Genomic DNA, 20,908 nt, shown 5'->3' with positions numbered 1-20,908 from the left:
CATAATAGGGATGATGTGCAAGGATTTAAAGCATTGAATAGCGAATAGAGTGTTGCGTATTATGAAATAAATGACATATAAAGAAGAAAGAGCTCTATTTTATAACTATAAAGAGCAAAACTATAAGAATGGAAATAGGAGGTGTGTATGCGCCGAATTTTGATTGCAATTGCAGGTCTGGTGGTGATTGCAGGTATTGTCTTTTTTTCCTATCAACATATCAAACAGCAACAAGCTAAAGACAGTAGCGAAATGTTCGATGTCGTGATGAATGAAAAAATGAGTGAACTTTATGAGCAGGCTCAAGATTGGTCTAAACCTGTACAACTCGATATTCATGATAAACGGCTTGCAGGACACTATAAGCAAGTCTCAGAGTTCCTTTTAAGTTATTGGGTTCAAAACGTAAATGCCCGCAATGAATATTTAAGAGAACTAAAAGCTGCGAAATGGGACACTTTTTTAAATGTTGATCGATTGGACCTTGATAAAAAACAAAAATATACCGAAACAGAAAAGATGTTGGCTGATGTTCGGAAAGCTTCAGATAAGTATCAGTCTGAATATGAATCAATACATAAGACTTTTCTCGCTAAAATTCAGGAATTATCTGTTGATGCAGATACGAGACAACTTCTTGAAATGAAATTGGGAACTCAGCAAAAGGCTGATCAAGATCATACGATTTTTATGATTGAGCTACAAATTTTAGATGACGCAGAGGAAATGTTTAAACTTCTAAAAAACTATTCGTGGCAAAAGAAAGATCATATGATCCTTTTTCATGAAAATGCTCAAGTTAAAAAATTTAACGAGCTTTACCAACATGTTTTAAAGCTTAATGCAAAAATTGAAAGTATTAAGAAAAAGAACGTGGCTGCTTTAGAAAATGAGCTAGAAGAATAGTTACAGTATGAGCATCAACTACTATGTATTGGTGCTCTCAGCTTTGCCTTTTGCCAAGAAAGATTGTAATAAACTTTGAGAAGTTTGTAGTTTGTTTAACTGCTCAGAGACATGCATCAGTTCTGTTTGTAGCTTTTCTTGAACAATAGGGCAGAGCGTAAATACTCGTTCATCTAAATCAAAACACGGTAATAACACCTGAATGTCTTTTAGGGGCATACCTGCATCATTTAATATTTTAATTTTCCTAATATTTTCAATATCTTTTTGGGTATAGCTTCGATAGTTATTGCTTGCACGATGCGGTTGTATTAGCCCTAAACTTTCATAATAACGCAGCATACGCGGACTAACTTTTGTAAGCTCAGCGACTTTAGCGAGGTTCATAAAATAGGCTTGACCTTAACAGTGGTGTCATAGTTTAGCATGTTTTTATCTTTCAAAATGGTACTTGTTCAATGATCAGAAAACTCATTTTATTGGTGTTATTCGGATGGATGTCATTTGTTGCAAATGCCAAAACACTGGAACTTCAGGAGAAGAACATGCGTCAAATATTTGTACTTCATGGGTATTCAGCTTCTATAAATGATCACTGGTTCTTGGATCTAAAACATCAAATAGAAGATGAACATACATCTGTGACCCTAATACCATTTCCAGATTCTGAGCATCCCGATGTAGATGCTTGGCAGAAGGTTTTAGATGAACAGATTCCACAGGTTAATGAAAATACCTATTTTGTGGCACATAGTTTGGGTGTGATTACTTTGCTGCACTTTTTGCAAAGACATGGTTATCAACATATTGGAGGAATGATTTTAGTATCTGGATTCTCTGGACCAATTGCAGATTCTTCACCTCTCACAGCTTATATAACAAAGAGCAAAGTCGACACCAATTACTTTAAGGGGATAAACAAAAAGCTGGTGTATTTGTCTGATAATGATGATTTGGTTCCACCAAAACTGACAGTTCAATTGGCTAAAGATATTGATGCGCCGTACATTACAGTTCCTAATGGTGGGCACTTTTTAGGTCGGGAAGGTTATACGGCATTTCCGCAAGTCGTGAATTCTTTAAAAGAAATGTTAGAGAACGACTAAAAATTTATAAGATAAATTTCACTCTATAAATGGTTATAAATCATTTATAGGGTGGTTTTTCTATTCGGCTTTCTATTAATAAAAGTCCCTCACTATTACATTAAAAATTTTAATTATATTTACCGTTTATCCGAGCTTTACTGAATCAAGATACAGTTTGTTGTAGCCTATTTATAGAGACCTTTATTTGAATCTTCATCTTTTGATTGAAATAGGATGACTGATTTTTTTGGAGCAAGTTATGAACTTTCTAAAACAATCAGCTTTAATCGCTGCATTTGCTTTTATGGGTTTGGCAACTGTTCAGGCAGAAGAGGTAACGACTTTACCCACTATTCGCGTTATGGCTGAATCTGAGCTACGTGACGAGGTGGGCTTTGTGCCGTTTCAAGAAGATAAGAAGGTACGCCAAGCACTACAACACCATGAATATAAAATACATAACGATATACAGAATGCTTTAGTCCCTGAAGGTATGACGACCGTAGATTATCAGCCCGTTATGGTGCAGCCTGATCTCTCACAACTTTCTCCATTTTTACGAGAATATATTTTGGCAGTAGCAGGTGGGATTCAGTCTTCTGACCCAACCAATGGTATTTTTGAAATGTTAAAGCCGCTGAACATTAACCGAAGTAATGTTGATGCTTATCGTGATGGTACGATGAAAGTAAATCTTAATGACATTATAAATTTACAACAGCAAATTCAAGATGGTTTAAAAGGCCGATAAAATAAAAATCCCCACATTGAGCGGGGATTTTTTTATCTAGATGTTAATTAAACACGTTCGATAATCGTTGCAATACCTTGACCAAGGCCGATACACATAGTCGCAAGACCAATTTGAGTATCTTGTTGTTCCATTACGTTTAACAACGTAGTGGTGATACGCGCACCAGAACAGCCTAGTGGGTGACCCAAAGCAATCGCACCACCATTTAAGTTAATGATGTCTTGCTTGTCATAAACGCCTAAGCCTTTCATTACTGATAAGCCTTGAGCAGCAAATGCTTCGTTTAATTCGATAGTTTGAATATCCTCCATCGTTAAACCAGCACGTTTAAGCGCTTTTTGAGTTGCTGGAACTGGACCGTAACCCATGATTGCTGCGTCACAGCCTGCAACTGCCATAGAGCGAATGACAGCACGTGGTTTTAAACCTAATGCTTGAGCACGTTCAGCAGACATAAGCAACATTGCAGAAGCACCGTCAGAAAGAGCAGAAGAAGTTGCTGCTGTTACTGAACCACCTTTAGGATCAAACACAGGTTTTAATGCTTTGAACGCTTCAAGGTTTGCATCTGGACGAATTACTTCGTCAATATCGCAAAGGATTTTAAAGCCATTTGCATCGTGTCCTTCAACACCAACGATTTCGTTTTTGAAACGACCTTCTTGAGTTGCAGCCCAAGCACGGCGGTGAGATTCAACACCGAACGCATCTTGTTCTTCACGCGTAATGCCGTTCATGCGACCTAACATTTCAGCAGTTAAGCCCATCATGTTAGATGCTTTCGCATAGTGTTTAGATGCTTCTGGGTTAAGGTCGATGCCGTGCATCATACCTACGTGGCCCATATGCTCTACACCACCAATAATGAAGATGTCACCTTGGTTGGTCGCAATTTGTGCTGCCGCAGTGTGGATTGCTTGCATAGACGAACCACAAAGACGGTTCACTGTTTGACCAGCAACAGTTTTAGGCAAGTCAGCCAATAAACCGATGTTACGACCAATGTTCATACCTTGTTCTAGAGTCTGGTTTACACAGCCCCAGATCAGGTCTTCAACTTCGTTTACATCAAACTGGTTACGGGCAACGAGCGCACGTACAAGTTCAGCAGATAAACTGTCGGCACGTACATTACGGAACATACCGTTTTTAGATTTGCCCATGGCAGAACGAACGCCATCAACAATCACAACGTCACGTGGATTTAAAGTAGCCATTCACGTCGCTCCTTAACCGTAGAATTTTTTGTTGTTAGCAGCCATGTCGCGCAACATTTGCGGCGCTTCATAAGCCTTACCTAAGTGTGCATATTTGTCGCAAAGCGCAACGTATTCAGCAACACCTGTTTGGTCGATGTAACGGCATGGACCACCACGGAATGGAGGGAAACCTACACCCATAATCATTGCCATGTCTGCTTCAGATGCAGTTGCTACAATCTTGTCTTCCAAGCAACGAACTGTTTCGTTACAGAAAGCAAGCATCATACGGTCAATGATTTCTTGGTTATCAAATTCGCGTTTTTCACCAGTTACGAATGGAGCAATCACTTCATACGCTGTTGGATCAACAGTTTTTGCTTTCTTGCCTTTCTTGTCGAGTTCGTATTTGTAGAAACCTACGTCATTCTTTTGACCAAGACGCTTCGCTTCATACATTGCTTGGATTGCGCCTTTGTAGTCTGGCTTCATACGGTCAGGGAAACCTTCCGCCATGACTTCAGCACCATGTACACCTGTGTCGATGCCTACAACATCAATCAGGTAAGCAGGACCCATTGGCCAACCAAACTTAGACATTACATTGTCGATTTGCTGGAAATCTGCGCCGTCTTTTACAAGAAGGTCAAATGCACCGAAGTAAGGGAACAATACACGGTTAACCAAGAACCCTGGGCAGTCGTTTACAACGATTGGTGTTTTACCCATTTTTTGAGCAAGAACGACAGTCGTTGCAATTGCTTCTTCAGAAGTTTTTTCACCACGAATAACTTCTACAAGCGGCATCATGTGAACTGGGTTGAAGAAGTGCATACCAACGAAGTTTTCAGGACGTTGTAATGCTTTTGCCAAACGTGTAATTGAAATTGTAGAAGTGTTAGAAGCAATGATCGTATTTTCACGAACATTTTTCTCAGTTTCTGCAAGTACGATTTCTTTAACTTTTGGATTTTCAGTTACCGCTTCGATCACGATATCAACTTCTTTAAACTCATCGTAGCTTAAAGTAGGACGGATACGAGCAAGCGTTTCACCCATTTGCGCAGGTTTCATTTTTTTGCGTTCAACCTGTTTAGTTAACAAGCTGTTTGCTTCTGACATACCTAATGCAAGTTGTGGGTTACCAATATCCTTCATGATAATTGGAGTACCTTTGCTTGCCGCTTGGTAAGCAATACCGCCACCCATAATACCAGCGCCAAGTACAGCCGCTTGATTTACAGGGTGAGCACCTTTTTCATGTTGTTTAGATGCTTTTTTCACAACTTGGTCATTGATGAATAAACCAATCAATGCACCAGCTTGTGGAGTAATTGCTGCTTTAGCAAAGCCTTCAGCTTCAACTTTTAACGCTTCATCACGTGCAAGGCTTGCACCTGCTTGTAATGAATCAAGTAATAATTTTGGAGCAGGGTATTGAGCAGGGTTTGCTTTAGCAAGTACAGCACCTTTTGCTGTGTTGAACGCCATCATTTGTTCAAGTGGGTTCAATTTTACAGCGTCAAGTTTTTCTTGGCGTTTTGCTTTCCAGTTTAAACGACCAGAAATTGCTTGTTTAACCAAGTCAGTTGCAGCTTCAAGTAATTTGTCAGCAGCCACTACAGCATCAACAGCACCATCTTTAAGAGCGGCAGCCGGTTTTTTAGGAACAGCCATTGCCATCCATTCAACTGCGTTGTCGATACCGATAACACGGCTTAAACGAACGCTACCACCGAAACCAGGATAAATACCGAGTTTGATTTCTGGTAAGCCCACTTGTGCAGCTTCTGACATCACACGATAGTCACACACTAAGCACATTTCAAAACCGCCACCTAAAGCCATGCCATTAATAGCAGCAACTTTTGGAAGGTCTAAATCTTCAAAGCTATTGAAGATCTCGTGAACAGGCATAAGCCAGTCAACAATCGCTTTTTCGCCTTGGGCGAAGTTTTCGCCAAATTCGGTAATATCTGCCCCAACAATAAATGTAGATTTGCCAGAAGTTACGACTAAGCCTTTAATATCGTTATTGGCTTTTACTGCTGCGATAGCAGCTTGGAAATCTTCAATTGTTGCACGGTTAAATTTATTGACCGACTCACCTTGTAAGTCAAAGCGGAATTCTGCAATTCCGTCCGCAAGCATTTGGACGGTAATGGCATTGCCAGCGTGGATCATGCCTGATCTCCTTAGTTTTGGAGGATTTCTAAGTTGATGTTATGAAGCGTGTGTACAGCTCCGGTACACATTTATGCTTCGCTAATCTTACGATAACTATATCTAAAAAGAAGCCAACAAGTTGTATCAAGCCGTGACGCAAGGGTCATCAATTGTCTACAAATAATTTTTTTTAATTTATTTATATGAAAAATATGTTTTTTTATTGGGGGTAATAGCTTGATAAGCAAGAGTTGAAGGGCCCATAAGAGAATGTAGTAAATGATGAAATGAATGATAAAAGAACAATAAAGAAATACAGATTTCAGTGGGAAAAGCGCATAAATGAAAAAAATAATAAAGACGGTTGAATAACCTTGGTTTTTTGAACTGTTAATGAAAATTAAGATACTTTGTGAATTATTAGACAGAAAGGGTTGTCTATTTTTTTATCTTTGGATAAACTTTGTGTTATAAAAATGTTAGACAAAGTAATATTATGTTAAAAAATAAGTTTATGATTTTAGCCATCCTTCCATTTATGTTGAGTGCATGTGGAGGTGGCGGTTCTAGTGATAATAATTCCGTAAATAACGATCAAAGTAGTGCATCACAAGATTCTACGGCGAATGGAAGTCGTTACTATTTTATGGATTACAATGCGAATGAAACAGATGCGTTAAATATTTCTTATTTTGAAATATTCAATAAAAAATCAACTGATGGATCTTCTAATCAAGCTTTAGGTGAGTATTTGCTCACAGAGAAAAAACTCTATCTGCCAACTGATAGAGCGATTAATGTTATGAATATTAATTCGCTAACGGATTGGACATTAGACCTGATTGGTGATGTTAAAGAGGATTGGAAACTAGAAAGAGTTAATCTGTCTGGTCAGAATATGTTTGACGCTGTTTTACCGGGCTACCGAGCAGTAGGCTTTCCAGTAAATGATGCAAGTACGACTAATGGTCGTATATTTCTTAATACTTATGGACAGAATAAATTTCCTGACGGAAGTAGTTGCTATCGTTTAATTTCAAAAAAATCTAATCAAGAGTCTTTTGCATTTAATGTCGGTCAAGATTATGAAATTAACCAGAGTTTTGACGAGTTCGATGCTGACAATGCTTCATACCTTAATTATTTGAATCAAACTAATCCATTCGGCTTTACTTATAAAGCAGTTAAAGGAACATGGCAAACAGTTCAGTGGACTACAGTTTATGATACTAGTCTAGGTTTTGCTGCGAGCGATAGTGTTGCGGTGCAATATCAAGGTAAGCCATACACAGCAAGTTATACAAGTGATATTGGTTGGACTGCTGATCAAGAAGTTAAGCATTGGGAAACATACCTAAAAAATGCCAATGATCCCCAACGCATCCGTTTTGCTCAGTTAAGAATTGCACAATTGAAATCAGGTTGTTATGTCTATAATGAAACTGCTGCAAACGCACTTGTTTCTCTGAATGCGTTAAATTGGAAACCTTATCAAAACTAATTTAAAATCTGAGTTTAAGAAATCTCAAGAATAAATGTTCTTGAGATTTTTTTTGATAAAAATAATAGTTACTCATATGAGTCTGAATTTTCTTCGAGAGTTTGTTATTATTTCTCCAATTTTAAATTCCTTCGAAGTATTTTTAAAGATGCTTAAATGCGAGTAACTATATGATTAAGTGGATCGTATTAGCGATTTTTGTAATATCTGCATTGTATATCCAACATCGCGGCAAAGTGCGTCACTCGTTTTATCGTCAATTTTTTGACCATTCAACCTTGCTCGCACCGATTAACTTTTTAATGTACATCTTTTCAAAGGTACCGAATCAGCCTTATATCGACACTCAACACTTTAAAGATTTAAAAGTGTTAGATGAAAATTGGGAAATGATTCGAGATGAAGCGAAAGCTTTATATGACCAAGGTGGGATTAAAGCTTCGAGTACCTATAACGACTTGGGTTTCAACTCGTTCTTTAAAACAGGTTGGAAACGTTTTTACCTGAAATGGTATGAGTCGAGCCATCCTTCGGCAGCTGAGCTTTGTCCAAAAACGACAGCTTTACTGAAAACATTACCAACGATTAAAGCGGCAATGTTTACCGAACTTGCTCCTGATAGCCGTTTGGTTAGACACCGTGACCCGTACGCAGGCTCACTTCGTTATCACTTAGGTTTAATTACACCAAATGATGATCGCTGTTTTATTGATGTAGATGGTGAAAGATACTCTTGGCGTGACGGTCAAAGTGTTGTGTTTGATGAAACTTATATTCACTATGCTGAAAATAAGACCGATCAAAACCGTATTATTTTCTTCGCAGACGTTGAGCGTCCGATGAAAGTGAAATGGATGGAACGTTTTAACCATTGGTTTGGTCGTAACGTGATGACTGCAGCAAGTTCACCGAATGAAACAGGTGACCAAACGGGTGGATTAAATAAAGCATTTGGTTATGTGTACCAAATTCGTATTAAAGCCAAAGCATTAAAAGCTAAAAACCGCAAATTATATTACTTCTTAAAATGGTTCCTCATGCTTGGAATTTTCTTCCTGATTTTTGTGCGACCATATGTATTTTAATTAAAGCGCCCGAAAGGGCGTTTTTTTATTGTGATTATTTAAATAATTTAGATTTATTTTTATGCATTTAAAACGATGCTTATTAGCGTGGGGAGTATTTTATTTAAAATTTTAGGTGAATTTTATATTAATTATTGGGATGATAATGCGACTGGTAAATATATGCCTTTCTTGTACTTAATAAATTTTAAAAATTTGCGTGGAATATAAATGAATACGGTGATGAAACAAGCTTTAGTAATAACTACATTCAGTGCAGCAGTAATATTAACTGGATGTGGTAAATCTAAGCCAGAGCCAAAATCAAAAACAGAAAAAGTTGAGGCAATTTCGGATTGGAGCTGTACGCATCCTGACAATTTAAATCAGATTCAAACCTCTTTGAAAAAAGAATATTTGAAGCAAATCGAACGTAGCTTAAGACAAAGTCAATATCAGGTTGATGCTGATATTCTTAATAAAATTAATCAAGGTTTGAAGTTTGAAATTAAAAATATTCGCACTTTACCATTAGAAGATGAAAGCCAAAAAAATACACAACTCAGCTGTGAAAGCCAGTTAGTTGTTTCATTTCCTAAAGGTTTACAAAAACGTGCGGAAAAAGCATATGTTGAAGAACTGCGTCACTCTAATGAAGAATCACAGACGCTGAATGACTATTTTTCGGATAATGAATCATCTTTGACTCTTGAAAATGATCAATTGAAAGGTGAATTTTTCTATAACATCACAAAAACAGATAAAGAGGGGTTGGTGTTTGATTTACCAAGTCAAAACACTGTGATTGAAGGATTGGTTTTTGTTGCCACTAAAGCTGTGCAATATGCGGCTTATGTTAAAGAAAATGAGTTGATTGACGAAAATATTGAAGAAAATAGACAAATGTCTGAACAAAATAATGAAGAGCAGACTGCTTTGGCTCAAGAAGCCATGGATGTTCGTAAAAAAGAATTAGATAGCGACAAAGCGAAGCAAGTGGAACGCTTAAATCTGACTTGGGATAAATTGAGCGCTGAGAAAAAAACTCAATTTAAACAAGATCAATCGGACTGGTTTAAAAAACGTGATGTTGAATGTAAAGTACTGGCACAAAAAAGTGTGGAAGAAATTCCTGAAAAGGACTTAGAAACTTACCAAAAGCAATCCGATTATTGGACTGCTGATATGCGTAAGCAAAATCAGGAGATGCAATATACACAGTGCTTTATTCAAAAAACTGCAGAGCGAACAGTTTATTTAAATAATTTAAACTAATCTGAAATTCTCCATAAGTGCTAGGTCAATCGTGTTGAAATAGATGGGATTGACCAATCTTTAGTAAGCTCGAAAGGGATTTTTTTATAGAATAAATTTGATAAATTGTTTTTTGTGACCCATTTCACAGTGCTGGCAATTTGTTACAACTATTAAAAGCCAACGCATAATTTTGATTCTACAATTGCTCCGTTTTTTCGAAGACTGGTTAGCGGAAGTAGGTTTCAAAATGGCTCATGCTCATCACGTAGCTCATGCACATGTTCACCACATTAAATTGAGAAAAGAAGAAAGTTCTCAGGGTGACTTAAAAACGAAAGCGATGTTAAACAAAGCTTCGGCTGAGACTAAAAAGCATAGCCGATTGGCTTCTAAAAGGCATAAAGTAGAAGACCAAAATATCGATCTGCATAAGTTCTCAAGCAAACTTGAGAGCATGTCAGCAAAGCACAGTAAAGAAAAATGCGCCAAGAATATCCGTATTGCTTTACAGGCAGCAGGTGCAGATGTTTCAAAGCATCCAGTAGCTGCATCTGACTGGGGGCATACTCTAGAAAAGAACGGCTATAAGAAAATTAAACCAGCATTCAACCGTCCTCAAGAAGGCGATATTTATATTATTGAACGTACCAGTGGTCATACCTACGGACATATTGCTGGCTATACCGGTAATGGCTGGTTCTCAGATTTTCGTCAAAAAACCTATGCGGTGTATAAAGAAAAAGACGTGAAATATAGTTACTATCGTCTCGATTCCTAAAGACCTACGACACACTTTGTCGGACTACTTCGTCATCCCTTGTCAAATTTAGGTTCTGGCACAGTAAAGCACTTGAAAAGTAAGGATGAAAACATCACATTAGGTGTTCAGTATTAAAGCCATGCATGCCAATAGTGAATCAAAACGCTCGTCCTCATATTGAAAAAATTTTAGCCCATATGACCCAGCTTCCAGGCGTTTATAAAATGCTAGGGAAAGATGGTGAGTTGTTATATGTGGGCAAAGCGAAAAACCTAAAAAATCGGGTATCGAGTTATTTTGTTAAAACCATTGAACATCCGAAAACTCAGGCTTTAGTTGCGCGAATTTATGATATTGAAACGCTTGTCACGCGTTCAGAAACTGAAGCGCTGCTTTTAGAACAAAACTTAATTAAACAACATCGTCCGCCTTATAATATCATGTTGCGAGACGACAAGTCATACGTCTATATCTTTGTATCGGCAGATAAACCGTATCCACGAATTGCCAGTGGACGTGGCAAAGGTAAGCACCAAATTGGTAAATTCTTTGGACCTTATCCAAGTGCTTATAGTGCGCGAGATACCTTACTGGTTTTACAAAAACTTTTTAATGTCCGTCAGTGTGAAAATAGTTACTTTTCACAGCGCAAACGTCCATGTTTGCAATATCAAATCAAACGTTGTTCGGCCCCGTGTGTAGGCTTAGTTTCACCAGAAGATTACAAAGATGATGTGAATAATAGTATTCGTTTCTTACAAGGTGACACCAAAGAATTAAATCAAGAGCTGATTGCGAAAATGGAGCAGGCAGCGGCAGATCTTGAATTTGAAAAAGCTGTTTTTTATCGGGATCGATTATCTTTACTCCGTGAAGTACAGGCACAACAAGCTGTTTTCAAAGTAAAAGGTGAGGCTGATATTTTGGCAATTGCCTATCAGGCTGGCGTGACATGTGTGCAGATTATGCATGTACGTAATGGACGTATGCTAGGCGGTAAAAGCTATTTTCCCGATATGTTAGGCGATGACCTTGGTCAAATGCTAAGTGACTTTATGGCAAACTTTTACTTTCAGGTTGCCGATGAAGTACCAAGCGAACTGATTGTAAATACTGCCTTACCTGACCGTAAAGAGTTGGAAGAAGCCTTAGCACAGCAGTTTGGAAAGAAAGTCCAGATTAAGAGCAGTGTACGAGAAACACGTGCTGAATGGTTAGAACTTGCCGAAATGAATGTTCAACATGCGATTAAAGGGCAGTTGAGTAACCACTTAGAGCTCAATGAGCGTTTCCACCAGCTTGAGCAGGTGGTTGGCCGTCCAGTTGATCGTATCGAATGTTTTGATATTAGTCATACCATGGGCGAAGCGCCGATCGCATCATGCGTAGTGTTCGACCAAGGCGGTGCACGTAAACGGGACTACCGACAATTTGCCATTCAAGATATTACCGCGGGCGATGATTATGCTGCGATGCGACAAGCTTTAACGCGTCGCTATAAAAAGGCGATGCTGCCTGACTTGCTTTTAATCGATGGTGGTAAAGGTCAACTTCATATGGCCATGGAAGTGATGCAAGAGCTTGGGCTTGAAGCTTTCATGATTGGTGTATCAAAGGGTGAAGGACGTAAACCGGGACTTGAAACGCTTCATTTTACTGACGGTACAAAAATCCAGTTACCCGAAGATCATAAAGCTCTACATTTGATTCAACAGGTGCGTGATGAAGCTCACCGTTTTGCCATTACCAAACACCGCGCTAAGCGTGATAAACGCCGTAGTACCTCAGTTTTAGAAGCAATTCCGGGCTTAGGGCCTAAACGCCGTCGAGATTTATTAACACATTTTGGTGGGATTCAAGGCGTGTTAAAAGCATCGGAAAAAGAGTTGACGGTAGTGCCGGGCTTAGGTGAAGTGATGGCAAGAACGATTTATAAAATTTTGCATGAGTAGCCACGTGTTTAAAATTTGAGTGACAAAAGCGCTCGTAAATTAATAGCTGAATGATCATTCACATGATGGTCAAAATAATGAAAGATACTTCCTAATCACGCACATGACTTAGGGATATGCATGTCATTATTACAGCTATTTGAAGATGTAAAACAAAATGAATGGATTGATATACCCGCAGGTTGGTTACAGGGGCGAACGGTTTTTGGTGGCCTTGTTGCTGGGCTATTAATGCAAAAAGCATGCTCCCATATTCAAGATTCAAATAAAAGATTATTAAGTTGTAGTGTTACTTTTGTGGGTCCTGTACAGCAAGGCTCTGCCCGATTGACTATTGAAATTTTAAGAGAAGGGAAGTCAGTCACTACGCTTGAGGCTCGTTTATGGCAAGATGGTGCAGTACAAACCATTTTGGTCGCAAGTTTTGGGGCGCCTCGTGTATCGAGTATTGAGGTAAAACAAGAACCCGTTGCTCCTGTATATGTTCAACCTGAAAATTTATCTGTCATTCCTTTTGCCAAACATATGCCTGAATGCTTTCAGCATTTCGAAGTCTGTTGGGCTGAGGGTAATTATCCAGTGACAGCAAGTGAGCATCCAGACTTTGGTGGTTGGTCAAGGTTCTCCCCAGAGCAACATGAAAATCGTCAACTAACATTGCCTGATTTGATTGTTTTGATGGATATTTGGCCGTCGGGTGTTTTGCCAATGTTTAAGCAAGTTGCACCTGCGAGTTCTTTAACGTGGCATATTACTTATGTGAACTCAGTCCAGGATCAATTGTGTGACTGGTTTAAATATAAAGTCGTCACAGAACATGCAGCTGAGGGTTATTCCACAGAATATGCATATCTTTGGGACCAAAGTGATCATTTAATTGCAATTTTGCGGCAAACTGTTACGGTATTTACCTAAGCAATCCACTTTCTCGATTCACATATTTCGTATAAAGTGGCTGTTACAGATAGATACAATATTGAAGTATGTGTCTTTGTCTGTTAAAAGATGCGTGAAGACTAAATTGGCGGTGTTTATGACCACAGGGCGAATCCTGAATATCCCAAATATCCTAACTTTGGCGCGTATCGCGCTTATTCCTGTATTTTTGGTGATTGCATATTGGCCGCCTGCAATAGGTATTGGTGAGCACGTAGGAAGTATGACTCGTCATATTATCTTGACTGCAATTTTTGTGCTGGCTGCCGTAACCGATTGGTTTGATGGTTATCTAGCACGAACGTTAAACCAGACTTCAGCATTTGGCCGATTCCTAGACCCGGTTGCAGATAAACTGATGGTCGCAGCTGCACTTATTGTTCTAGTGCAGTGGAAACCTACCATTGCGATGGCTTTTGCTGCAATTGTTATTATTTCACGGGAAATTACTGTTTCTGCTTTACGTGAGTGGATGGCAGAACTTGGTGCGCGAACCAGTGTAGCAGTGTCAACTGTAGGTAAATATAAAACCGCATTTCAAATGATTGCGATTAGTGTATTCCTGCTGAATTGGCAGCCTTTAGAAATGTTGGCTTATGCTTTGTTATATACCGCAGTCATTCTGACTTTGTGGTCAATGTTTATTTATTTAAAAGCCGCGTGGCCATATCTAAAGCAGCCATAAAACCAAATAAGATTCTAAAAAGCCTTTCCTTGAGAAAGGCTTTTTTTATTGCAAAGTGCCAGAATAGAGTGACTCTCGCAATTGGTGTAGTTAATAAATATCATTGGCAAAAAGGGCGTAAAATGGCATTGTTAGCTTGAGAGATGGCTAAGCAGCAAGGGGGGATTGCATGACACTAGATTTATTTTCTCCAGAACCTTGTACAAATTTATTACCGTATGATGGCGAAGTTCAGGACTACGGATGTATTTTAAGTGCCGAAGAAGCCGAGCAATATTTTCATTATTTGTACCGACATCTGGCATGGCGACATGATGAAGCGAAGTTATACGGCAAGCATTTTATTACTCCCCGTAAAGTCGCTTGGTATGGTGACGAACATTATCGATATAAATATTCTGGTGTTTTTCGTGATTCTTTACCGTGGGACAGAGCGCTTGCCAAGCTAAAACAGCAAGTAGAGCAGATACTTTCAGAAAAATTTAATTCTTGCTTAGCCAATCTTTATGAAGACGGAACGCAAGGAATGGCTTGGCATAGTGACTCGGATGTATCTTTAGCCAGAACTACTACAATTGCTTCCTTAAGTTTTGGAGCAACGCGAAAGTTCTCTTTTAGGCATATTCAAAGCAAAGAAAAAGTTGAAATGTGGTTACAGCCAGGTCAACTCATTGTGATGCGCGGTGAGACTCAACAATATTGGCAACACCGTTTAAATCGTTCGACAAAAATTTTACAGCCACGTATTAATCTGACTTTTCGTCAGTTCAAGTTTTCATAACTTTTTGCTAAAAATTAGGCAAGAAAAAAGCCCATGATGGCAGCATGAGCTTATTCCTCTGAGGGAGAGCCTTCTATTGATGAGCTGCTGATGAAAAGAATCATCAATAGGTGCTAAAATCATAATATGAGAATGTTTAGATATTTTCAATGCTCTAAAGTGTAAGAAAACTTTAAATTATCAAAAATATTATTTTAGATCTCACCTTTTTCTGAAAGTTCCATAAAACGCTGCTCAATCAATCCAGCATTTTCTTGCAAAATTTCAATCAGTTTTTGAATATTTAAAAAATCAAAACGGTTCTTGGATGCCACTAGCGTTAACGCTAAAGGAACTTCTTTACTCGAAAAACGAACGGGTACGGCAAGGCCTGAAACATTAGGGTCAATCTCACCTTGTGAGAAATAGAAGCCTTGTTTCTTTATTTTACGCATACGTTGAATAAAGCTTGGTTCGTCTAGAGCAAACCCTGACTGCGACAGTTCATGTTTAAAACGTTCATAGTAGTCATGCATGCGCTGTTTACTTAAATGTGACACCATTGTTTTGGGTGATGCACCGACATAAATCGGGCGTGGACAGCCTCGGCCATACGAAAGTAATTCAGTATCTTTGAAAATTTCATGATGAATATCAATACAGTAGTCATCATTTAAATAGGTCAGTAAACAGCAGAGTTCGGTGCGCTCTACAATATTTCGCATAAACGGTGTGCTGATTTGGACCAATGGGTCTGTTGTTCTTGATACATAGTCAAGAACTGCTATTTTTGAGCCTAAAGTGTAATCGCCAGAAGTACCATTAATACGTTTTAATAAGTCGGCTGATACGAGTTCTTTTAGATAACGGTAGCTGGTCGGTTTAGACAAGCCAAGTTCTTCGCAAATAATATCGACATTAATCACTGGTCGTGAAACTGAAAATAAATCCAGTACGGTTAAAATTTTGCCAAAACTTGAAATTGCCATGATGTCTTATTCGTATCCTTAATAAACGGGTCACACTTGAGTTCTTATAACAGAAAAATTGAAGCTTTGTCTCAATTCCAAGATAACTACCTGATTTAAATATTTTACGCTCAGAATCAGAAAAGTTCTCTTGATTCGCACATCATATATGATTAACTAAAAACATATCAAATTATCAAATTAAGATATTTTAGTTGACTAAATCACTTTAATTTGAAAAAATTGTGCAACAAAATATCTAATCGAGAAATTGGTTTACTCTGCCGACTTTTTCGATGTCTCTCCTTTCCTAAGCTTGGTCGTATAAATAGCGGTCAATCTGAAATCATCTCGGCACATCATGCAAAGATGTAGGAAAAATCATTGTATTGAAGGATGCTCTCATTAACTCATTTGTCTATAAGGCAAATGACAAAGTCGTGTTGTCTTTTTAAAAGGCAAGGGGACACTGAGGAGCATGCTCATCAGTTCAAATCTGTATTTGAGATGAGTTCATGTTATTAAAGCAAATACTGGCTTTTCGCCCGAGTAAGCTTGATCTAATTTTTGCAATAAAGACATTTATTGCCGGCATGTTGGCATTATTTGTTTCGTTTGAATTAGACCTGATTAATCCAATGTGGTCGATCGGTACCGTCCTGATTATCGCCAACCCTTATTCGGGTATGGTGTCGTCTAAGTGTGTCTATCGTGTTTTAGGCACGGTGGGTGGTGCCATTGTTGCGTTAACAATCACACCTCATCTGATTAATACGCCGTGGATATTTACGGTGGTGTTATCACTGTGGGTGGGCTTTGCGCTTTATGTATCCTTACTTGACCGGACGCCTCGCAGTTATGCATTTATGCTGGCGGGTTATTCAACTGCAATGATTGCGTATAACGCGATTACTTATATTGATCAGTACAATATTTTTGATATCGCTTTGGCGCGCGTACTTGAGATTTCAATTGGTGTGATTTCGAGTGCTGTAGTTTCGGCAACTATTTTGCCCATGCATATTGGTTCGGCAATTAAGCAGCGTGTAACCAAAACACTCAAAGATACAGAGAACCTGTTTGCAAACTTGTTAAACGCAGATCAACAGCAAAACAATACACAGCTTTTGGCTGCGATTACTCGTGATACGACAGATATTCATGCATTAGCAGTTCACTTGAGCTATGAAAAAGGTGAATTGCATGGCATGACCAAGCCTTTGCAAGAAATGCTGCATCAAATGTCGATGGTAGTTGCAAACTTGGTTGCTTTGTCTGAACGAATTAAACAGTTACAAGAACTGAATTTTATTGAAAGTCATGCGGACAAATTAAAACAGCTTTCAGGTCATGTGATTCATTTTCTCGAACAAAAAGACCAGATGACTGATGAAAATGTTTTGCAGTTACCTGCTGAGTTTGAAAATGACTTTTTGAACTTAAATGACTTGGCTTCTGAACATCAGCAAGTTTTATTGGCTGCTATGAAAATGGATGTCCGCCACTTTATTAGTAATGTTTTAGCTGTGAAAGTTTTATGGCAACGCATCAAGCAGGGTAATAAAGAGATACCAGATAACATTACCCCAATGACGACTAAATATCCAAGTTTGCACCGAGATCATGGCGTAGCCGTCAGAGGCGGTATTAGTGCGGTACTCATTACATTTATTGTGACAGGTGTGTGGATTCTGTCTGGCTGGAAGGCTGGATTTATGATGGCACAGATTGGGGCCGTAACCGCTTGTATTTTAACAGCCTTAGATAACCCTGTTCCTGTCTTACGTATTTTTATATGGGGCAGTGTGGCATCGGCTGTTTTAGTGTTTATTTATGCTTTTGGTGTTTTCCCTCATGTCACTACATTTTGGGAGCTTGGACTCGTTTTACTACCGATGTTCTTATTTGCGGTTTCTATGATGGCAAATCAGGCACTCATGCCTGTGGGTATGGTGCTCGGTATTAATACCATGATGGGTCTGAACTTGCACAATGCTTATAGCATGGATGCAGTGTCTTACCTAGACAGTTCATTTGGTATGGTCATCGGTGTATTGGTATCTCTCATTGTGATAGATGTTGTACGTGCTATGTCACCCGATACCAGTGCAAATCGTATTCTGGCTTTACATTATCGCGCGATGCGCCAAGCGATTTATATTCCTTATGGTATTGAATTCAAAGTTCATTTGCGTGCGATGTTAGACCGTGTAGGTGTTTTAAATACCAAAATGGTTCAGTCAGAAGAGATTAAAAAATCAATTCATCAGGCACTTGTTGAATCAAGTGCAATTGTTGATTTAACCCGTTTGCAAGAGTTAGCAAATCAGGTTCAGTCATCTTCAGAACTGGCTCATCATATTGGGCGTTTGCAACAAGATTTAGATGAGCTATTTAGAGCCAAAGAAAATGAAAAAGATGAAAGTGATGTATTGGTACAGCACATTCATCAGACCTTGTTTGAACTAAAACAACTTGCTTCAAATATAGAAGATATGACTTTGCGTCAAAGATTATTTATTTCGCTAAATAATATTGCTTATAGCATGTGTCATGTTTCATCAAACCAAATGAATGCAGATCGTACGCTTACAGGAGCCACAGCGCATGGGTGAGTTTAATGTCTACGGTATTTACGTGCCCGCTTTGCTCGTCCAAGCCTTATTTGCATATATATGTTTCCGCTTGTTAAGTCCTCTAACTAACAAATGGATTGCACAAGGCTGGATCGCACTACCCAGCATTTTCAATTTGTGTTTTTACCTTTTACTACTTTTGGTGATACACCAAATTTTTGTTGGGTTAGGTGCTTAAAGATGATTGCCAGATTAAAGATTGAGTTAGGTGAGTAAAATGAATCAATTGGAGTTGAAAAAAGTCATTCGTCCAGTGATTTTGATTGTCGCATTAATGATTGCGGTCTATACCATTGTGCATTTATGGAACTACTATAATGCAGCGCCGTGGACACGTGATGGCCGAGTTCGTGGTGACGTTATTCAAGTCTCCTCAGATGTAGCAGGGCTTGTAACGGAAGTATTGGTTCAAGATAACCAGACTGTCAAAAAAGGTCAGGTGCTTTTTAAAATTGATGTCTCTCGCCGAGCTTTAGATGTAGAGCAAGCAAAGTCTGATTTGGCAAAAGCAAAAGCGGCATATGCTCAGGCACAAGCAGGTTTAGCGCAAGCCAAAGCAAACTTGATTAAGTCGAGCACGAACATTAAGTTAGCCGAGAAAAACGCAAACCGTTATTCAAACTTAATGGATGGCGCGATTTCTAAACAAGAACAAGATCAGGTTTTTGCAACTCGCGATCAATCACATGCGGAACATGAGCAACTCCAAGCGGCGATTCAACAAGCTGAAGCCACTATTAAACAGCAGCAGGCACTGGTTGAAGCAGCAACAAGTAACTTACATTTAGCAGAACTCAATATGCACCGTGCGGCTGTTGTTGCACCGGCAGATGGAACACTTTCTAACTTTGATTTGCGTCCTGGTAACTATGTTCAAGTCGGACAAGCAGTTGCAGCATTGCTCGATCGTAAACAGCTTTATGTTGTGGGATATTTTGAAGAAACAAAATTAGACCGTATTCATATTGGCGATCAGGCAAGTGTGCAATTAATGGGTGACAGTCAGAAAATTAAAGGACATGTGCAAGGTATTGCGTCGGGTATTGAAGACCGCGAGCGTTCAAGCAGTTCTAAATTGCTTGCAAACGTAAACCCAACCTTTAGCTGGGTTCGTTTAGCGCAGCGCGTACCTGTAAAAATTGTATTAGACGAAGCACCAAAAAATCAGCTGGCGTTTGTATCTGGCCGTACTGCGACAGTACATATTATTGAAAAATAAAAAGCTTAAGTTTTTAAACTCAATAAAAAAGCATGTGTAAAACATGCTTTTTTATTTTATGGCGTTAAGCCAACAGGATTGCGATACCAGCTTTGAATCAGCAAAGCTGCGGCAAAACTATCTGCTGATAACTTCTTTGCACGGCCTTGTTCTTGGTAAAAGCCCAGCTCTTCTCTTGCTTCACGTGTAGTGAGTCGCTCATCTACCATCCACGTTTCAATATTGGTTTGATGGCGTAAACGTCTTGCAAATTTGCGGGCACGTGTAGAAAGTTCTGACTCGCTATCATCCATATTTAATGGAAGACCAACAATAAACAAATCCGGCTGCCACTCTTTTACAATTTTTAAAAGCTGGTCCCAATTGGGAATTCCATCTTTCATCACAAATAACGGCAGTGGGTTAGCACTTTCAATTGCAGATTGACCGATCGCCATTCCCATTTTTTGAGTGCCAAAGTCAAAAGCCATAATTGATTTTGATTGTGTTGCAGTCATTAAGCGTGTCCGATTTCAGAAGCCAGCCATGTACGATCTACACCAATTTTTTTATAGGCTGCATCCCAACGGTCGTCATACGGCAAGTTGAAAATCAGATCCATGTCGGCATCACAGATAAGCCAATCACCACGAGCGATTTCATCTTCTAATTGATTTTTACCCCAACTCGCATAACCGAGGGCAATTTGGTAACGCCCAACACCTTCGTTATGAGCGATTGCATCGAGAATATCTTTACTGGTGGTAATACAGACATTTTCACCCACAGCAATGGAAGAGTGCCATGTTGGTTGGCCAGTATGAAGAACAAAGCCAGCTTCTGGGCGTAAAGGACCACCTTGTAAAACCTCATGCGGATTTACATTGTCTGCATCAATGTCTAAATCATTGAGTAGTTCTTTAATTTGGATACCAGCAGGGCGATTGATAATAATACCTTGAGCACCTTCTTCGTCATGGCGGGCAAGATAAATTACAGTATTTGCAAAAAAGTCATCTGCCATTTCTGGCGGGGCAATCAGACAACGGTGAGTCATATATTGTTTGGTCACCTAAGC

General features: G+C 39.0%; 20 protein-coding genes and 1 pseudogene. 15 read left to right on the top strand and 6 right to left on the bottom strand.

What is annotated here, in order from left to right:
* Nucleotides 1-147 precede the first annotated feature (147 nt).
* Nucleotides 148-906: a hypothetical protein gene (locus AC1PJ9_RS07670; protein ID WP_263612780.1), complete on the top strand. Its 759-nt coding sequence runs from the start codon at nucleotides 148-150 to the stop codon at nucleotides 904-906.
* A gap of 21 nt (nucleotides 907-927) precedes the next feature.
* Here the strand turns inward: AC1PJ9_RS07670 and AC1PJ9_RS07665 are convergent, their stop codons facing one another.
* Complete coding sequence (locus AC1PJ9_RS07665) at nucleotides 928-1,293, bottom strand: MerR family transcriptional regulator (RefSeq protein WP_263612781.1); 366 nt, start codon at nucleotides 1,291-1,293, stop codon at nucleotides 928-930.
* Between the two features lie 71 nt (nucleotides 1,294-1,364).
* Here AC1PJ9_RS07665 and AC1PJ9_RS07660 point away from each other — a divergent pair, with 71 nt between their 5' ends.
* Both AC1PJ9_RS07660 and AC1PJ9_RS07655 read left to right on the top strand, forming a co-directional pair.
* On the top strand, nucleotides 1,365-2,012 hold the full coding sequence (locus AC1PJ9_RS07660) for an RBBP9/YdeN family alpha/beta hydrolase (protein ID WP_263612782.1): 648 nt from the start codon (nucleotides 1,365-1,367) through the stop codon (nucleotides 2,010-2,012).
* Nucleotides 2,013-2,253: 241 nt separating this feature from the next.
* Complete coding sequence (locus tag AC1PJ9_RS07655; RefSeq protein WP_263612783.1) at nucleotides 2,254-2,745, top strand: hypothetical protein; 492 nt, start codon at nucleotides 2,254-2,256, stop codon at nucleotides 2,743-2,745.
* A gap of 47 nt (nucleotides 2,746-2,792) precedes the next feature.
* On the opposite strand, the gene fadA is transcribed toward AC1PJ9_RS07655, so the two are convergent.
* Nucleotides 2,793-3,965, bottom strand: a complete 1,173-nt coding sequence (gene fadA, locus AC1PJ9_RS07650; RefSeq protein ID WP_263612784.1) for an acetyl-CoA C-acyltransferase FadA — start codon at nucleotides 3,963-3,965, stop codon at nucleotides 2,793-2,795.
* 12 nt (nucleotides 3,966-3,977) lie between these two features.
* A complete protein-coding gene (fadB, locus tag AC1PJ9_RS07645) occupies nucleotides 3,978-6,131 on the bottom strand; it encodes a fatty acid oxidation complex subunit alpha FadB (protein ID WP_263612785.1) in 2,154 nt (717 codons plus the stop codon).
* 478 nt (nucleotides 6,132-6,609) lie between these two features.
* Between fadB and AC1PJ9_RS07640 the strand changes: the two genes are divergently transcribed.
* The 9 genes and pseudogenes from AC1PJ9_RS07640 (at nucleotide 6,610) to AC1PJ9_RS07600 (ending at nucleotide 15,049) form a co-directional block, all read left to right on the top strand.
* A complete protein-coding gene (locus AC1PJ9_RS07640; protein WP_263612786.1) occupies nucleotides 6,610-7,614 on the top strand; it encodes a hypothetical protein in 1,005 nt (334 codons plus the stop codon).
* Between the two features lie 170 nt (nucleotides 7,615-7,784).
* Nucleotides 7,785-8,699, top strand: a complete 915-nt coding sequence (lpxO, locus tag AC1PJ9_RS07635) for a lipid A hydroxylase LpxO (protein WP_004699120.1) — start codon at nucleotides 7,785-7,787, stop codon at nucleotides 8,697-8,699.
* An 87-nt stretch (nucleotides 8,700-8,786) separates the two neighbouring features.
* A pseudogene (locus AC1PJ9_RS07630) lies at nucleotides 8,787-8,913 on the top strand (hypothetical protein).
* Nucleotides 8,910-9,953: a lysozyme inhibitor LprI family protein gene (locus AC1PJ9_RS07625; protein WP_263612787.1), complete on the top strand. Its 1,044-nt coding sequence runs from the start codon at nucleotides 8,910-8,912 to the stop codon at nucleotides 9,951-9,953. The pseudogene AC1PJ9_RS07630 and the gene AC1PJ9_RS07625 overlap by 4 nt, the downstream one beginning before the upstream one ends.
* A gap of 229 nt (nucleotides 9,954-10,182) precedes the next feature.
* On the top strand, nucleotides 10,183-10,713 hold the full coding sequence (locus AC1PJ9_RS07620; RefSeq protein ID WP_263612788.1) for a CHAP domain-containing protein: 531 nt from the start codon (nucleotides 10,183-10,185) through the stop codon (nucleotides 10,711-10,713).
* A 134-nt stretch (nucleotides 10,714-10,847) separates the two neighbouring features.
* Nucleotides 10,848-12,647, top strand: a complete 1,800-nt coding sequence (uvrC, locus tag AC1PJ9_RS07615; protein WP_263612789.1) for an excinuclease ABC subunit UvrC — start codon at nucleotides 10,848-10,850, stop codon at nucleotides 12,645-12,647.
* Between the two features lie 120 nt (nucleotides 12,648-12,767).
* Nucleotides 12,768-13,562: a thioesterase family protein gene (locus tag AC1PJ9_RS07610; RefSeq protein WP_263612790.1), complete on the top strand. Its 795-nt coding sequence runs from the start codon at nucleotides 12,768-12,770 to the stop codon at nucleotides 13,560-13,562.
* 118 nt (nucleotides 13,563-13,680) lie between these two features.
* Nucleotides 13,681-14,268: a CDP-diacylglycerol--glycerol-3-phosphate 3-phosphatidyltransferase gene (pgsA, locus tag AC1PJ9_RS07605; protein ID WP_002156973.1), complete on the top strand. Its 588-nt coding sequence runs from the start codon at nucleotides 13,681-13,683 to the stop codon at nucleotides 14,266-14,268.
* Nucleotides 14,269-14,437: 169 nt separating this feature from the next.
* A complete protein-coding gene (locus AC1PJ9_RS07600) occupies nucleotides 14,438-15,049 on the top strand; it encodes an alpha-ketoglutarate-dependent dioxygenase AlkB family protein (protein WP_263612791.1) in 612 nt (203 codons plus the stop codon).
* Between the two features lie 194 nt (nucleotides 15,050-15,243).
* Here AC1PJ9_RS07600 and AC1PJ9_RS07595 read toward each other — a convergent pair whose 3' ends face one another.
* Complete coding sequence (locus AC1PJ9_RS07595; protein ID WP_263612792.1) at nucleotides 15,244-16,017, bottom strand: IclR family transcriptional regulator; 774 nt, start codon at nucleotides 16,015-16,017, stop codon at nucleotides 15,244-15,246.
* A gap of 494 nt (nucleotides 16,018-16,511) precedes the next feature.
* On the opposite strand from AC1PJ9_RS07595, the gene AC1PJ9_RS07590 reads away from it, so the two are divergent.
* From AC1PJ9_RS07590 to AC1PJ9_RS07580, 3 genes are read left to right on the top strand one after another with little or no spacing between them, the layout of a single operon-like run.
* Nucleotides 16,512-18,611 carry an FUSC family protein gene (locus AC1PJ9_RS07590; RefSeq protein ID WP_311087013.1) on the top strand — a complete coding sequence of 700 codons (2,100 nt, stop codon included), beginning with the start codon at nucleotides 16,512-16,514 and terminating at the stop codon, nucleotides 18,609-18,611.
* A complete protein-coding gene (locus AC1PJ9_RS07585; protein ID WP_263612794.1) occupies nucleotides 18,604-18,810 on the top strand; it encodes a DUF1656 domain-containing protein in 207 nt (68 codons plus the stop codon). Before AC1PJ9_RS07590 ends, AC1PJ9_RS07585 begins: the two co-directional genes overlap by 8 nt.
* 39 nt (nucleotides 18,811-18,849) lie before the next feature.
* Nucleotides 18,850-19,851: an HlyD family secretion protein gene (locus AC1PJ9_RS07580; protein WP_174723304.1), complete on the top strand. Its 1,002-nt coding sequence runs from the start codon at nucleotides 18,850-18,852 to the stop codon at nucleotides 19,849-19,851.
* A 56-nt stretch (nucleotides 19,852-19,907) separates the two neighbouring features.
* On the opposite strand, the gene ruvX is transcribed toward AC1PJ9_RS07580, so the two are convergent.
* Both ruvX and AC1PJ9_RS07570 read right to left on the bottom strand, forming a co-directional pair.
* Nucleotides 19,908-20,348 (bottom strand): Holliday junction resolvase RuvX, encoded by a 441-nt coding sequence (gene ruvX / locus AC1PJ9_RS07575; RefSeq protein ID WP_000127528.1) that lies wholly within the window; start codon nucleotides 20,346-20,348, stop codon nucleotides 19,908-19,910.
* Nucleotides 20,348-20,902 (bottom strand): YqgE/AlgH family protein, encoded by a 555-nt coding sequence (locus AC1PJ9_RS07570; protein ID WP_001979301.1) that lies wholly within the window; start codon nucleotides 20,900-20,902, stop codon nucleotides 20,348-20,350. The genes ruvX and AC1PJ9_RS07570 overlap by 1 nt, the downstream gene beginning before the upstream one ends.
* Nucleotides 20,903-20,908: the final 6 nt, after the last annotated feature.

It is taken from the genome of Acinetobacter sp. 70_2 (assembly GCF_056736115.1).
Note: the sequence above shows the minus strand (reverse complement) of the source record. Positions and strands in the feature narration are given on the sequence as shown.